The organism is Streptomyces sp. NPDC001493, assembly GCF_053597235.1.
The window spans coordinates 92,485-107,217 of sequence record NZ_JBSFHV010000018.1; the positions used below are offsets into that span (position 1 = coordinate 92,485).

Annotated in this window: 13 protein-coding genes; 6 read left to right on the forward strand and 7 right to left on the reverse strand. The window is 73.2% G+C overall.

All coding sequences use genetic code 11. The features are described 5' to 3' along the window. Positions 1–85 precede the first annotated feature (85 nt). Positions 86–1,675 carry an FUSC family protein gene (locus ACWCWD_RS24615; RefSeq protein ID WP_450775652.1) on the forward strand — a complete coding sequence of 530 codons (1,590 nt, stop codon included), beginning with the start codon at positions 86–88 and terminating at the stop codon, positions 1,673–1,675. Between the two features lie 72 nt (positions 1,676–1,747). Here ACWCWD_RS24615 and ACWCWD_RS24620 read toward each other — a convergent pair whose 3' ends face one another. The 5 genes from ACWCWD_RS24620 to ACWCWD_RS24640 form a co-directional block, all read right to left on the reverse strand. Beyond that, complete coding sequence (locus ACWCWD_RS24620) at positions 1,748–3,247, reverse strand: amidase (RefSeq protein ID WP_450775654.1); 1,500 nt, start codon at positions 3,245–3,247, stop codon at positions 1,748–1,750. 109 nt (positions 3,248–3,356) lie between these two features. Then, the gene (locus ACWCWD_RS24625) at positions 3,357–4,799 is read right to left on the reverse strand and encodes a purine-cytosine permease family protein (protein ID WP_450775656.1); all 1,443 of its coding nucleotides are present in this window, start codon (positions 4,797–4,799) and stop codon (positions 3,357–3,359) included. A gap of 87 nt (positions 4,800–4,886) precedes the next feature. Continuing rightward, a complete protein-coding gene (locus ACWCWD_RS24630) occupies positions 4,887–5,483 on the reverse strand; it encodes a DUF1097 domain-containing protein (protein WP_450775658.1) in 597 nt (198 codons plus the stop codon). Between the two features lie 143 nt (positions 5,484–5,626). Continuing rightward, positions 5,627–6,973: an amidohydrolase family protein gene (locus ACWCWD_RS24635; RefSeq protein WP_450775660.1), complete on the reverse strand. Its 1,347-nt coding sequence runs from the start codon at positions 6,971–6,973 to the stop codon at positions 5,627–5,629. 192 nt (positions 6,974–7,165) lie between these two features. Next, entirely contained in the window at positions 7,166–7,819 is a 654-nt protein-coding gene (locus tag ACWCWD_RS24640; RefSeq protein WP_390964801.1) for a GntR family transcriptional regulator, read from the reverse strand. Positions 7,820–7,896: 77 nt separating this feature from the next. Here ACWCWD_RS24640 and ACWCWD_RS24645 point away from each other — a divergent pair, with 77 nt between their 5' ends. Both ACWCWD_RS24645 and ACWCWD_RS24650 read left to right on the forward strand, forming a co-directional pair. Further along, complete coding sequence (locus ACWCWD_RS24645; RefSeq protein WP_450775662.1) at positions 7,897–9,054, forward strand: acetamidase/formamidase family protein; 1,158 nt, start codon at positions 7,897–7,899, stop codon at positions 9,052–9,054. Continuing rightward, positions 9,051–10,280 carry an amidase family protein gene (locus ACWCWD_RS24650; RefSeq protein WP_450775664.1) on the forward strand — a complete coding sequence of 410 codons (1,230 nt, stop codon included), beginning with the start codon at positions 9,051–9,053 and terminating at the stop codon, positions 10,278–10,280. Before ACWCWD_RS24645 ends, ACWCWD_RS24650 begins: the two co-directional genes overlap by 4 nt. A 77-nt stretch (positions 10,281–10,357) precedes the next feature. Here ACWCWD_RS24650 and ACWCWD_RS24655 read toward each other — a convergent pair whose 3' ends face one another. Then, positions 10,358–11,266 carry a helix-turn-helix domain-containing protein gene (locus tag ACWCWD_RS24655; RefSeq protein ID WP_450775666.1) on the reverse strand — a complete coding sequence of 303 codons (909 nt, stop codon included), beginning with the start codon at positions 11,264–11,266 and terminating at the stop codon, positions 10,358–10,360. 105 nt (positions 11,267–11,371) lie between these two features. Here ACWCWD_RS24655 and ACWCWD_RS24660 point away from each other — a divergent pair, with 105 nt between their 5' ends. From ACWCWD_RS24660 to ACWCWD_RS24670, 3 genes are all read left to right on the forward strand, one after another. Continuing rightward, positions 11,372–11,968: a non-oxidative hydroxyarylic acid decarboxylases subunit B gene (locus ACWCWD_RS24660; protein ID WP_450775668.1), complete on the forward strand. Its 597-nt coding sequence runs from the start codon at positions 11,372–11,374 to the stop codon at positions 11,966–11,968. Positions 11,969–12,030: 62 nt separating this feature from the next. Continuing rightward, the gene (locus ACWCWD_RS24665; protein WP_450775670.1) at positions 12,031–13,458 is read left to right on the forward strand and encodes a non-oxidative hydroxyarylic acid decarboxylases subunit C; all 1,428 of its coding nucleotides are present in this window, start codon (positions 12,031–12,033) and stop codon (positions 13,456–13,458) included. Positions 13,459–13,507: 49 nt separating this feature from the next. Continuing rightward, on the forward strand, positions 13,508–13,750 hold the full coding sequence (locus tag ACWCWD_RS24670; protein ID WP_450775672.1) for a non-oxidative hydroxyarylic acid decarboxylases subunit D: 243 nt from the start codon (positions 13,508–13,510) through the stop codon (positions 13,748–13,750). 58 nt (positions 13,751–13,808) lie between these two features. Here the strand turns inward: ACWCWD_RS24670 and ACWCWD_RS24675 are convergent, their stop codons facing one another. Beyond that, positions 13,809–14,711 (reverse strand): Gfo/Idh/MocA family protein, encoded by a 903-nt coding sequence (locus ACWCWD_RS24675; RefSeq protein ID WP_450775674.1) that lies wholly within the window; start codon positions 14,709–14,711, stop codon positions 13,809–13,811. Positions 14,712–14,733: the final 22 nt, after the last annotated feature.

The window sequence follows — 14,733 nt, forward strand, 5'->3', positions numbered from 1 at the left end:
GTCGAACCCACCCTCCGCCGCAAACTACTATATGAAGAGTCCATTCATATACGCGGCCCCGGCCGCGCACCCTCGAAGGAGCACCGTGTCCTCGGCATCCCCGTGGCGCCGGGCGGTAGCGGTGACCTGGAATTTCTTCGCCCCTCGGCACACCCCCGGTTCGATCGCCCCGAACCTGGTGTCCGCCGCCATCTCCTCGGTGACCGTCCTGACCGCCTGCCTGGCGTTCGGACCGAAGCTCGGAATGATCTCGCTCATGGGCGCCATGACACCGTTCTGGGAGACCGGCCGCCCCCTGTGGGCCCGGGTCCGCAACAGCCTCCTGGTGGCCGCCGCGCTGACCGGCGCCATGTCGGCGGGGGTGCTCGTCGCTCCGTACCGCTGGGCGATCGTCCCGGCGAGCGTCGTGATCATCGTGGTGGTGGCCGTCCTCTACTACGCCTTCATGCTGACCCGTGGCCCGAGCCCGGTGATGATGTTCTACGCCGCCGTCCTGGGGACGTACTTCGGCGCCGACCCGACGGTGGGCTGGCAGATGGTCGGCGTCACCGCCTTCGCGGCCCTGCTCGCCTCGGTCCTGCTGCTGGTCCCCCTGCTCTTCGCCCCGCGCGGCCCCGAGGAGCGCGCCGTGGCCGCCGCCCGCCGGGCGGTGGCCGAGTACCGGCTGACGGAGGCGGGCAGCCAGGCCGCACGCCTGAGCCGCAACGCCGCCTACCAGGCGGTCAACGGGGCGCGGCTGACCCTGCACTCCGCCTGGCCGGCCGCGCGTGGGCAGCGCCATCAGGCGCTCGCCTCCGACCTGATGGAGACCAACCGGGCCCTCGCCGAGACCGTCCTCGGCCGTCTCGGCGCCGACGCCCCGGCCGCCTCCGACCCCGCCATCGGTGCCCCGCCCGGCAGGCCTGGATGGCGCTACCTGCTCGGCCACGCGCTGCGCGGCAACTCGGTCGAGTGGTTCACCGCCTGGCGGATGGGACTCGCCGCGGGCATCGCCGGCGTCATCAGCCTGGCCGTCGGCATCGGCCACCCCTACTGGGCCATCCTGACCGCCACCATCGTGATCAACCAGTGGATGGACCGGGTCGCCGCCACCCGGCGCGCCGCCCACCGCACCGTCGGCACTCTCCTCGGCGTCGGGGTCGTCTGGGGCGTCTTCAGCCTGCACCCCGGCCCGTGGTGGACGGTCGTGGCGGTGGTCGTCTGCATGATCGGCCAGTACCTGCTCTTCCCCCTGAACTACGCCCTGGCCCTGGTCGCCATCACGCCCATGGCCCTGCTCGCCGTCGGACCGGGCGGCGGCGCCGGGGTCGCGGCCATCACCGCCGACCGCTTCACCGACACCTTCATCGGCGCCGCGACCGCCGTCCTGGTCACCTGGGGCACCAGCTGGGCGTTCCCCCGCCGCCTCGTCCGCTCCCAGTCCGCACGCGCCGCCGCCGCCATCGCCGAGGTCCGGCGCACCACCGCCGAGGGCGCGTCCTTCGCTCCCGAGGGCCGCCGCGCCCGTGTGGAGCTCCAGTACGAACTGATCCATCACCTCAGCGTCCTGGAGCGCGCGGTCGCGGACGATCCGCGCCTCGCCGACCTCGCCCCCGCCGAGCACGAGCTCGCCGACCAGGGCTACGCGGTGCTCGGCCGGGCCTGGCAGAGCGACCCCGCGCGGCAGGCGGCCTGACCGGCGCGGGGGTCGTCGCCGCCGATACCGACGGGCCGGACGGCGGCTGCCGGACCGAGCGGCCGAGCCCGTTCAGCGGGCGGCCACCGCGACCTTCGGAGCGTCCCCGGTTCCGTACGACGGCAGTTCCGGGCGCCGATGTGCCCAGGGGCGCGCCCTCTCGTACGCGGCTGCCGCGCGGAGCACGGTCTCGTCCGCCAGATGACGTCCGATCAGCTGGAGTCCCACGGGCAGGTCGTCGGAGGTTCGGCCCGCCGGGACGCTGGTCGCGGGCGCGCCGGTGAGGGAGGCCGGGTAGTTGAAGCCGATCCAGGCGGTGTCGCCGACGGCGCGGCCGGCGATGCGCTCGGGGCCGTGCACGCCGACGGGGAAGGGGGGCACGGCCGCGGTGGGGGTGATCAGGAGGTCGTACTCGGACATCAGCGCGGCCATGCGGTTGGTGAGCGCCTTGCGCGCGATGTTGGCGTCGGTGAGTTCCCGCGCCGTCCAGTCGCGCGTCATCCAGGCCACGAGATGCGGGGACATGGCGGGCCCGTACTGGTCGACGAGGCGCCGCATGCCGGTCAGGTCGGTCTCGGCGGTGATGATCGCCTGGAATGCCTCGGCGGGGTCGCTCCAGCCGGGGTCGACCTCCTCCACGGTGCAGCCCAGCGCGCGGAAGACGGACACCGCCTCGTCGGCCACCGCGCGTACCGCCGGGTCTACGGGGAGATAGCCGAGATCCGGGCTGTAGGCGATGCGGAGTCCGGCGCATCCTTCCTCACGGCCGCGACGGGCGGCAGCCGTCCAGTCCACGTCCTGGCAGGGAATGGAGTGCCGGTCGCGCGGATCGGGACCGGCGAGCACGGAGAGCATGAGCGCGGTGTCGGCGACCGTGCGGGTCAGGACGCCGAGATGCTCGATGCTCTCCCAGCCCGAGGCGCCCGGCATGCGTTCGTCGCGGCAGCCGGGCCAGACGGGCACGCGGCCCATCGACGGTTTGAAGCCGACCAGTTCGCAGAAGGCCGCGGGCACCCTCAGGGAGCATCCGCCGTCGCTGCCGAGCGCCACCGGTCCGAGACCGGCGGCCACCGCTGCCGCCGACCCGGCGCTCGACCCGCCGGGTGTGAGATCGGTTCGCCACGGGTTGCGGCTGGGCGGGAAGAGCGGGTTGTGGCCCGCGGGGCTGTAACCGAACTCGGTGGTGTTGGTCTTTCCCAGCACGACCGCTCCGGCTCCGGTGCCGCGTTCGACGACGATGTCGTCCTGGTCGGGGACGTGGTCGCGGTAGGCGGGTGACCCGAAGGTGGTGAGCATCCCCGCGGTCGCGATCAGGTCCTTCACCCCGAGGGGTACGCCCGCCAGCGGGCCGGGCGTTCCGCCGCGGGCCAGGCTGTCCGCCAGCAGGACCGCCCGGGAGCGGGCCTGCTCGGGGGCGGTGGTGCAGAACGCCCCGATCAGCGGGTTGATCTCCTCCATGCGGTCCAGCACGGCATCGACCAGCTCGACGGGCGAGAGCCGGCGGGCGGACACGTCCGCCACGATCTCGGTGGCCGGGAGGAAGCAGAGGTCGTCGCGCTCTTCGGGGGTCATGGGGAGCCTTTCCGCGCAGGGGTGGACGGCAGTGACGGCGGTGGGGTCGGACGCGGGCCTGGTCGGACGCGTGCCGGGTCGGACACGGGCCGGGTCGGACGCGGGCGGGTCAGACGCGGGCGGGGTCGGCGGCCTCGGTCACGGCGTCCCTGTCCCCGGCGCCGACGGCCGCCACGGGAACACCGGCGACGGTTCCCGTGGCGCGCCCGGCCCACCGGATCCGGGCCCCGTACACGAGTGCCGCCACCCCGAAGCCGAGCACGGCGTCCACCGATCCCGGATACACCTGGTGGAGGATCCAGGCGGCGATCGCTCCGGCCGCCCAGGCGGTCAGCGCGGGAAGGGCGAATCCCGGCCCGTCCGCCCGGCGGGTTCCGTCGGCGGGCGCGCCGTCCGGGGTGGGTGCGCCGACTCCGTCGGCTCCGTGGCCGCGCCGCGACCGCAGCCGGTCCGCCGTCTGCCGCACGATCAGGACGGCGCCGATGGGCGGTACCAGAATGCCGAGGAGCTGGAGCCAGCTGACGATCGAGCTCCACACGCCGGTCAGCGCGACGACCGAACCGAGTACGCCGAGGGCGACCACGAGCGGGCGCATCCGCAGAGGCGTCGTCCCGGACCATCCCAGCGCGGCGTTGTAGAGGCAGTGCGCCGCGACCGAGCCGAGGTTGGTGAGGGTGAAGAGCACGGCGAGTGCGGTGATCCACGCGCCGTGTCCGGCGAGCAGCCCGAGGTAGGAGCCGCCGTCGGTCTCCGGCGCGGCGGCGCTCCCGGTCGCGACGACGGCGCCGCCGACCAGGTAGGCGACGGTGTTGGTGAGGGGGAAGGCCGACGCGGTCGCCCACACGGCCGAGCGGCCGTTCCTGCTCCAGCGGGTGAAGTCGGCGGTCATGGTCCCGGAGTCGACGAATCCGGCCACGACGATGCCCACGGCGGACCAGAAGGTGATGCCGTGGCCGTGGCCCTCGAAGGCGAGTGCCTGGGAGACGCTCGCGCCTTCGTCGGCCGCGTACCAAAAGGCGAGCGCCGCCGTGACGAGGAAGAGCGGCACACCTAGCAGGCCGACGGCGGACAGGGCACGGATTCCGGCCGCGGTGAGGCCGATGTAGACGGCGGCGCCGAGGAGCGCGCCCCACAGCGGGGCCCAGCCGAGGACTTGGTGCAGGGTCGTTCCGGTAAGACCCACCTGGTAGGAGAACCAGCCGATGACGACGGTGGCGAGGAAGCCGGAGACCAGTGCCCGGCCGCGGGGACCGAAGACCGCGGCGGCCTGCTGGGCGAAGCTGCGCCCGGTCCGTCCCGCGTGGTGGCTCAGGGCGCCCACGTAGGCGAAGAGGAGGAGGTTCCCGGTGAGGATCGCCCAGAAGCCCTGCTGGAGGCCGAGGTTGTAGACGATCAGGCCGCCGAACACGGCGTTGCCCAGGCACATGGGGAAGCCGGCCCACACCCCGGCCACGGAGAGCAGGCTCTTTCTGGCGTGGACCGGTACGGCGGTGTGCTCGTACTCCTCGCCTGCGGTGCGGTGTTCACGGTCGGTCGCGGCAGCGGTGGCCATGCGGTGTCCCTTCGGGGGTACGGACGGGGCGGGGGCGGGGCGAGCGGTGGGCCGGGGCGGCGCGGGGGCCGCCGCGCGGTCATGCGGTCACCGGACCTCCGCGACGGGGGCGCCCGGTGCGGTGGCCGACTGCGCGGGGGCGCCCGGTGCGGTGGCCGACTGCGCGGTGGGGGCCGGGGCGGTCGTGCGGGCGAGGGTGGCCCAGTTCGCCGCGAACGCGTAGACGGGGCCGAGCGCGTTCATCGCGACGACGCTCACCCATGCCGCCCAGACGTTGCCGTGGTCGAAGCCGAAGCCGCCGAAGTAGGTGGCGAAGAACGAGGCGAACCCGAGGAACATGCCCGGGACGAGCGAGACGGGCTTCAGGCGGCCCGCGTACATCAACGCGGTGTTCAGTACCAGGATGACCGCGCCGAGCAGGGCGTTCTGGGCCAGTCGCCCCCCGCCGACGTGCGGGGCGAGGTGCTGGTCGACGAGGACGATGGCCAGGGCGAAGGCGGAACCGACGGGCATGGCGGCCCACAGGCGGGTGGCGTTGGCGAGGCTGGGACCGCCCATGAGGTGCAGTCCCGCCCAGGAGATGAAGATCGCCCAGGGCGGCAGGTTCAACGCGGTTCCGCCGACGAAGGCGGTGGTCGCGGCGAGGACGGACGCGGTGATCTCGTGCGGAATGCGTTCACTCATGGCGTGCTCCTGACACGACGAAGGGAGGCGGGGTGCGCGGTGCGGCGCGCGGGACGCGCCCGTGGGCGGACAGCGCCGCCGGGGCGGGGCCGGTGACGGGCCGTACGGCCGGGCGCGAGCGGGCGCTCGGCCGCGGCGAGGACTCAGGCGACCCGGACCCGCCGGGCGGCGGCCGTGCGGCCGGGGGCGCCGGAGACGGAGGACCCGTCAAAGACGCCGGCGGCGTCGGGTCCATCGGGTGCGTCGAGGAGTTCGGTCGTGCGGACGGTACGGGCGACGACGCGGCCGCGCTTGACGACCAGCCGCCGGTCCGGACGGTCGGTCAGTACGTCCGCGTGGCGGCGGGTACCGAGAACCACCAGGTCGGCCCTGGCTCCAGGGTGAATCCCGTAGCCGTCGTGGACCCCGGTGACGCGGGCGGCCTCCGTGGTCGCCATGCGGAGGATCCGCGCGGTGTCGGACGGACTTCCCATGTGGCAGGTCTGCGCGAGCAGCAGGCCGATGTCGAGCATGTCGGCATTGCCGAAGGGGGTGAAGGCGTTGCGGACGTTGTTGGAGGAGTACGCGGTGACCACCCCGCCGTCCAGCAGTTCGCGCACCGGGGTCACTCCTCTGCGCACGGCACGGGCGTCACCGCGCCCCCCGATGTGCAGGTCGGTCGCGGGCAGCGCGACGACCGCGACCCCCGCCTCCGCGAGCAGGGCGACGACCTCGGCCCGTTCGGCGGGCGGGCAGGCGGCGAGCGAGGTGACATGGCCGAGCGTCACCCGGCCGCCGAGGCCGTGCCTGCGGGTCGCCTCGGCGATCGCCCCGGCCAGGGCGAAACGCCCGTCGGACGTGTCGTCGGCGAAGTCGGCGTGCAGGTCCGCCGGCACCCCGAACTCGACGGCGAGGCCGAGCACGGTGTCGATGTGACGGCGGGAGGCGTCGAGGTCCACCTCGTTGTATGCACATCCGCCGACGACGTCCGCGCCCCGCCGGAGCGCCTCCCTCAGCAGCTCGTAGGTGCCCGGCGCCCGCTCGATGCCCTCCTGGGGGAAGGCGACGACCTGGAGGTCCACCAAGTGCCTCTGCGAGTCCCTCAGTTCGAGCATGACGTCGAGGCCGGTCAGACCGCCGATCGGATCGACGTCCGGATGTGCGCGGATCAGGGTGGTGCCGTTGGCCACGGCCCACCGGAGCACCCGCAGCGCGCGGGCCCGGACCGACGCGTGGGTGAACTCGCGCTTGAGCCTGCCGGTGACCTCGATGGCGCCCGCCAGCGTCCCCTCCGGGTTGGGGGCCACGCTGTCCAACAGAGCCTTGTCCAGGTGCAGATGCGGCTCGATGAACCCGGGCACCACGACGAGCCCGTCGCAGTCGAAGGTCTCTCGGGCCGCTGCCCCCGGGGCGGCCTCGCCCACCAGGGCGATCGTGCCGCCCGCGACGGCGATGTCCACCGGCGGGCGGCCTTCGGCGATCAGTGCGCGGCGCAGTACGAGGTCGTACACGGTTGTCCCCTTCTGACGGCCCGGAGGTCCGGAGCGGAGCCGACGTCATGGCGACGTCCAGAAGGTGTATACAGAGGGCAGGTTACGGCTTCCGACGCGTCGCGTGACGCGGTCGTTTCCGACACCTCGCCGCGTGCCGCCGCGCCCCCTCCGCGCCCGCCCGGCTCGACCGGCCCCGGACTTGACGGTTCGTCAACGTCGGCCGCGCAGACGGTAGGCGGCCTGAGCACGTCTGATGTGGTCGGCCACCCGCTCCCGGGCGGCAACAGGATCCTGCCGGCGCAGCGCCTCGACGATGGCCTCGTGCTCGGCCCAGGAGTCCGGTGCGCGCCTGGGGAGTTCCACTGAATACACCCAGGAGATCTTGTAGCCGAGTTGGGCGACGAGGGCCGCCATGGTCGGGCTGCCCGACGCCTCGGCCAGGACTTGATGGAAGCGGGTGTTGAGGGCCGCCAGCCCGGACGACGAACCGGCCTCCAGGATCTGCCGGGCCTCGGCGAGGAGCAGCTCGAGTGTCGCGAGGTGCACCGCGGTACGTCGCCCGGCCGCGCGCTCGGCGCCGAACGGCTCGATGAGCAGCCGGATGCCCAGCAGGTCCTCGGCCTCCTCGTCGCTCAACTCGGCGACGAACGTGCCTCCGTAGGGGCGTGAGTGCACGAACCCCTCGGATTCCAGGGTGCGCAGGGCCTCGCGTACGGGGATGCGCGAGACCCGGTAACGCGTCGCGAGCCGTTCCTCGGTGAGACGGTCCCCGGGCGTGAACACCCGGTTGATCACGTCGTTCCTGAGGGCGTCGCACACCGCCTGTCCCGTGTCCCGCCTCCGCACCGCGCCGACTTCGGCCATCGCTCCGCCTCTCGGGGTCCGGCCGGTGCGCACAGAGGTTAACCGGCCTGTAACGGGTGTATGCAAAGGTCAGCGCCATGAGCGTACTTCAGCCCCACGACGGCACGACCGAAGGTTCTTTCTACCTCGCCGCAGAACTCGGTACGACCGCCTGGGGGTTGCTCCCCAACGCGGCTTCCCGTCCCGTGCTCACCGTGGAGTCCGGCACCGTCGTGTGCCTCGACACGACGAGCCACGAGGGCATCCTGCCGGACCAGGGGCGCGATCCGGTGAAGTTCTTCGCCGAAGCGGGCATCCACGAGCGGGACATACTCCGTGACGCCGTCGAACTCGCCGCGTCCGGAGAGCCGTTCGACGCGGAGGTTCAGGGGCCCCACGTGGTCACGGGTCCGGTCGCGGTCCGCGGCGCCCGCCCGGGCGACGTGCTGGAGGTCGAGGTGCTCCGGCTGCGGCGCCGCACCGACTACGGCGTGATCAGCAACCGGCACGGGCGGGGTGCGCTGCCCGGCGAGTATCCGGTTCCCGCCCCGGGCCACGAGGACGGCGTGCCGGTGCCGCCGGTCTCCCTGGTCGCCCACGTCGGCCCGGACGGCCGCGGCCGGCTCCCGGTCGGCGACGGACGGGACGTCCGCTTCCCGCTCGCCCCCTTCCTCGGCATCATGGGGGTCGCTCCGGCGACGGACGCGCCCGTCCACTCCGTACCGCCCGGCGCCCACGGCGGCAACCTGGACATTCGGCTCCTGGGTGAGGGGGCGCGCCTCTTACTGCCGGTCCAGGTGGCGGGAGCACTGTTCTACGCGGGCGACCCGCACTTCTCCCAGGGCGACGGGGAGGTCGCGCTCACCGCGTTCGAGGCGCCGCTGCGCGCCACGCTCCGGCTGACCCTCCACAGCGACGCGCCTGCCCGGCGGCTCGCGTCGAGGCTCGCGGGACCGTACGCCGAAACCGCCGACCACTACCTGGTCACCGGCCTGGACGAGGACCTCGACGAAGCCGTCCGCAAGGCCACCAGATCGGCCCTCGCCTACCTTGCGGAGCGCTGTTCGCTGCCGGGTGCGGTGGCACTGGCCTACCTCAGCGCGGCGGTCGACCTGCGCATATCGCAGGTCGTCGACCGGGTGAAGGGGGTCCACGTCTGCCTGCCGAAGGCCGATCTCCGCCCCCTGCTGACCGGCACCACCCCGTCTGCGGAGCCGCAGACCGGCACCGCCCCGTCCACGGAGCCGACCCGATGACGTCCGTCCGCACTTCGCCCGCCGCGGATCCCGCCCCGCTGCCGCTCATCGGGCCGTACGTTCCCTGGCTGCCCGCCCCCGACCTGCCCGAACCCGCGACGGCCCACGGACTGTCCGGTGCCCGGATCGCCGTCAAGGACGTCATCGACCTCGCGGGCGCGCCCACCGGCAACGGCCATCCCCTGCTGCTCGCCGGTGCCGTCCCCGCGACGCGTCACGCCGACTGCCTCGGCCGCCTGGTCGACGCGGGAGCCGTACCGGCGGGCAAGGCGCACACCGACGAGCTGGCCTACAGTCTGGGCGGCACCAACGCCCACTACGGCGCGCCCGCCAACCCCGCGGCGCCGGGGCACCTGTGCGGCGGCTCCTCCAGCGGGACGGCCGCGGCCGTCGCCGGTGGACTCGCCGAGATCGGACTGGGCACCGACACCGCCGGTTCCATCCGGGTACCCGCCTCCTACTGCGGCCTGTACGGACTCCGTCCCACTCATGCCCGCGCCGACCGCACGGGCATCAGCCCGTTGGCGCCCTCGTTCGACACCCCGGGGATCCTCACCCGCTCGCTGCCCCTGCTGCGCGACGCCGCGGCGGTCCTGCTGGCGGGCACGGAGGCGGACGACAGCCCGCCGCTGCGGGTACTGGCACCGGCCGACCTCTGGTCCCTGGCGACCGCTGAGGTCCGCGCGGCCCTGGCGCCCGCCCTCGGCCGGCTGGCCGGGGGGCTCGGCCTGCGGGTCGACCGCGCCGCTCTCTTCGACGACCTGGCCCCGGTCCCGCACGCCGACGCCCGGGACGCCTTCAAGACGGTGCAGGCCGCCGAGGTGTGGCGGGCCCACGGCCCGTGGGTGGAGCGGGCCCGCCCGGACTTCGGCCCCCACGTCACCGAGCGGCTGCGCATCGCCGCCGGTGTGGACGCCGCGCGGGAGAAGGCCGCACGGGCGCGTGTCCTGGCCGTCGCGCGGTGGCTCGGCCGCCGCCTGGACGGTGCCGTGCTCGCGATCCCCGCCACCCCGACCCCGGCCCCCGCCCACGCCGCCTCGTCCACGGCGGACCGGGACGCCCTCCTCGCGCTGACGTGCCTGGCGGGGCTCGGCGGGCTGCCCGCCCTCGCCGTCCCCGGGCCCCGTGTCCGGGGACTGCCGGTGGGACTCTGTCTGCTGACCGTCCCGGGTGGGGACGAGCGGCTCATCACGGCGGGCCTGTCGATGGAACCGGGCCGCGCGTAGGGCGTGGAAGACCCATCGGTGCGGCGCGTGCCCGGACATCCTCGCGCGGCCGCCCAGGCGTTCGCCCTCCGCGTGGATCAAGCCGGGGCCGGGGGCACGCCCGCGCGCCCGAGGGCCTGGGCGCGGAAGGCCGCCGGGGTGGCCCCCGTCCGCAGCCGGAAGAACTTGGTGAAGTCGCTCGCGTCCACGAAGCCCAGCCTCCCGGCGACCTCCTTCGCCGGGAGGCGGCTGTGCTGGAGGAGGCGCTTGGCCTCCAGCAGGACCCGGTCGTCCACGAACTGCTTCGCCCCGGCTCCCGTCACCGCGCGCGTCGCCCGGGTCAGGGTGCGGGGGCTGTAGCCGAGCGCGGCGGCGTAGTCCTCGACCCGCCGGGTCGTCGCGTGGTCGCGCTCCACCGCGTCGTAGAACCGCCGGAACACCTCGCTCACCGGGCCGGGGCGGGGTGCCGTGCCGCGTACCGTCGCGAGCCGCAGGACCAGCACCGACACCAGGTGGCGCAGCACCTCGACGTGCGAGTCGAGCGGCAGGGTGGCCATCGCGCCGTACTCGTACGCGAGGTGGTCCAGCCCCCGGCCCAGTGCCTCCGCGTCCGTACCGGTGGGCAGCAGGGGTTCCTGCTGGTACGGGGGGTCCATGTGTGCGGCGGCGACGGTCGCCGGGGGCAGGAAGCCTCGCTGGAACAGGACGACCACGCCGTCCGCCGTCACCAGGTCCGGGCCGAACCGCTGCACCTGGCCGGGGCGGATCCAGATCCAGGAGCCGGGCGGCAGGTCGTGTTCCACGAAGTCCACCGCCATCCGCAGGGGGCGGGCGCGGACCGCGATCAGCTGGTGGAAGGCCGGGCGCAGGGGGGCGTAGGGGTCGTTGCCGTGCCGTCGGGACCGGTCGTACAGACCGCCGAGCTCGACCACCTCGACGCCGGTCGGCGCACCCACCCCGGCCGTGTAGTCGAGGTCCCGGACTTCAGGTTGTCCGTTTTTTCCCATCGTGAGTCCCGAGGGTACCGCCGCCCTCCGTGAAGTGCCTCCTAGCGTGGTTGTCACCGACCGCGCGGACGTTCGTGCAGGTCACCGAGGTGCGAGGAGTGAGCGGTGCGGCTGATCGTGGGCATGACCGGAGCGACGGGGGCCGCGATCGGCGTGCGTCTGCTGGAGAATCTGGCGGAGCTGCCGGACGTGGAGACCCATCTCGTCCTGTCCCGTTGGGCGCGTGCCACGATCGAGCTGGAGACCGGCCGGCCGGTGGCCGAGGTGAACGCGCTCGCGGACGTGGTGCACAGCCCCGACGACCAGGGGGCGACCATCTCCTCCGGCTCGTTCCGTACCGACGGCATGGTGATCGTGCCCTGCTCCATGAAGACCCTGGCGGGTATCCGGGCCGGTTACGCGGAAGGGCTGGTGGCCCGCGCCGCCGATGTGGTCCTCAAGGAGCGGCGCAGGCTGGTCCTGGTGCCGCGCGAGACTCCGCTGAGCGAGATCCACCTGGAGAACATGCTCGCGCTGGCCCGGATGGGCGCGCGGATCGTGCCGCCGATGCCCGCCTTCTACAACCACCCGCGGTCGGTGGACGACATCGTCGACCACATCACCGCCCGGGTCCTCGACCAGTTCGACCTGCCGGCCCCGGCCGCCCGCCGCTGGGAGGGCATGCGCGCCGCGCGCTCCGCCGCCACGCAGACCGCGCCCTGAGGCCCCCGCACCGGTCCCTCACGACGCATCAAGACACCCACCCCCCTTTTTTTGGAGCCCCCATGGCCTACGACGATCTGCGCAGCTTCCTCGCCACGCTGGAGAAGGAGGGACAACTCCTGCGCATCACCGAGGAGGTGCTGCCGGAGCCGGACCTGGCGGCGGCGGCGAACGCCACGGGGCGCATCGGCGAGAACGCCCCGGCCCTGTACTTCGACAACGTCACCGGCTTCACCGACGCCCGGATCGCGATGAACGTGCACGGCTCCTGGGCCAACCACGCCCTCGCGCTGGGCCTGCCGAAGAACACCCCGGTCAAGGAGCAGGTGGAGACGTTCGCCGCCCGCTGGGACGCCTTCCCGGTCGCCCCGGAACGCCGCGAGGACGCGCCGTGGCGCGAGAACACGCAGGAGGGCGCGGACGTCGACCTCTTCTCCATGCTTCCGCTGTTCCGCCTCAACGACGGCGACGGCGGGTTCTACCTCGACAAGGCCGCCGTGGTCTCCCGTGACCCGGAGGACCCGGACAACTTCGGCAAGCAGAACGTCGGTACGTACCGCATCCAGGTCATCGGCGCCAACCGGCTGGCCTTCCAGCCGGTCCCGATGCACGACATCGCCCAGCACCTGCGCAAGGCGGAGGAGAAGGGCGAGGACCTGCCGATCGCGATCACCCTGGGCAACGACCCGGTGATCACCGTGGTGGCCGGTATGCCGATGGCGTACGACCAGAGCGAGTACGAGATGGCGGGCGCTCTGCGCGGCGCGCCGGCCCCCATCGCCACCGCGCCGCTGACCGGTTTCGACGTGCCGTGGGGCAGCGAGGTCGTCATCGAGGGCGTCATCGAGTCCCGCACGCGCCAGATCGAGGGCCCGTTCGGCGAGTTCACCGGTCACTACTCGGGCGGGCGCCGCATGCCGGTCATCCGCGTGGACCGGGTCTCGTACCGCACCGACCCCATTTTCGAGTCCCTCTACCTGGGCATGCCGTGGACCGAGGTCGACTACCTCGTGGGTCCCAACACCTGCGTCCCGCTGCTGAAGCAGCTGCGCGCCGAGTTCCCCGAGGTGCAGGCCGTCAACGCCATGTACACGCACGGCCTGATGGTCATCATCTCCACGGCCAAGCGGTACGGCGGCTTCGCCAAGGCCGTCGGCATGCGGGCGATGACGACACCGCACGGCCTGGGGTACGTGGCCCAGGTGATCCTGGTGGACGAGGACGTCGACCCGTTCAACCTGCCGCAGGTCCTGTGGTCGATGTCGGCCAAGGTCAATCCCAAGGACGACGTGGTCATCATCCCCAACCTGTCCGTCCTGGAGCTGGCGCCCGCCGCCCAGCCGGCCGGCATCACCAGCAAGATGATCATCGACGCGACGACACCGGTCTCCCCCGACGTGCGCGGCAACTTCTCCACCCCGGCCAAGGACCTGCCGGAGACCAAGGAGTGGGCGGCGAAGCTCCAGAAGCTGATCGCGTCCCGCGGCTGACCCGCGCGTCCCCGCCGACCACCGTTCCCCTCCCCCGGAAGGACCTGTCGTGAACTCCCCCGTCATCTGCCCCCGTTGTGCCTTCGAGAAGGTCGGCAAGCTCGCCACCTCGCCCGTGCCCGGCGTCTGGGACGTGCTCCAGTGCGGTCAGTGCCTCTACACCTGGCGCACCATCGAACCGGCCCGCCGAACCCAGCGCGACGCCTACCCCGAGAAGTTCCGGATGACCCTCGCGGACATCGAGAACGCCATCGAGGTCCCGGCCGTCCCGCCGCTGCGCACCACGGGCTGACGTCCCGTCCGGCCGGGGTGCGGCAGCCTTCGGGCCGCGCCCCGGCCGGCGGCCGCCCTCAGGCCTGCTCCAGCGCCTCCAGCACCACGCGCTCGCAGAGTTCGTGGGTGGCCAGCGCGTCGCGCGCGCTGAGCGTCACGCCGTCGCGCACGGCGTCGAGGAACGAGGTGACGCAGCTCTCGATGCCGCGCTGGCGGGCGACGGACACCCAGTCGCCCCGCCGGCGGAGGCTGGGCTGGCCCTTGTGGTCGATGATGTCCGCGAGGTTGAGGACCTGGCGTTTGCTGTCCTGGCCGGAGACTTCGAGGATCTCCTCGGTGGAGCCGCCCCGGCGGTTCATCATGCCGAGGGCGGTGAAGCCGTCGCCGGAGAGTTCGAGGACGACGTGGTGCATCAGCCCGTCGGCGATCCTGGCCCGTACCGAGACCCGGTCGACGGGGCCGGGCACCAGAAAGCGCAGGGTGTCCACGACGTGGATGAAGTCGTCGAGCACCATCGTCCGGGGGTCCTCCGGCAGCCCCACCCGGTTCTTCTGCAGCAGGATCAGCTCACGCGGGTGGTCGGCGCACTGCGCGTACCCGGGGGCGAGGCGGCGGTTGAAACCCACCGCGAGACTGGTACCGCGTTCCTCGGCGAGCTCCACCAGCCGGGTGGAGTCGGCGAGTTCGTACGCGAGGGGCTTGTCGACGTAGGTGGGTACGCCCGCCTCCAGCAGCCGGGTGGTGATCTCCGGGTGGACGGACGTCGGGGCGTGGACGAACGCGGCGTCGAGATCCTGCGCCAGCAGCGAGTCCAGCGTGGCGTGGCACCGCGCGGCGGGAATCCGGTACGCGGCGGCGACGTCCTCCAGCGTGGCGGGAGTCCGGGTCTGGAGGTGCAGTTCGATCCCCGGCAGAGCGGTGAGCACGGGCAGATACGCCTTCTGCGCGATGTCGCCGAGTCCGATGCAGCCGACCTTCACGAAAACTCCCTCACTGTGCGGT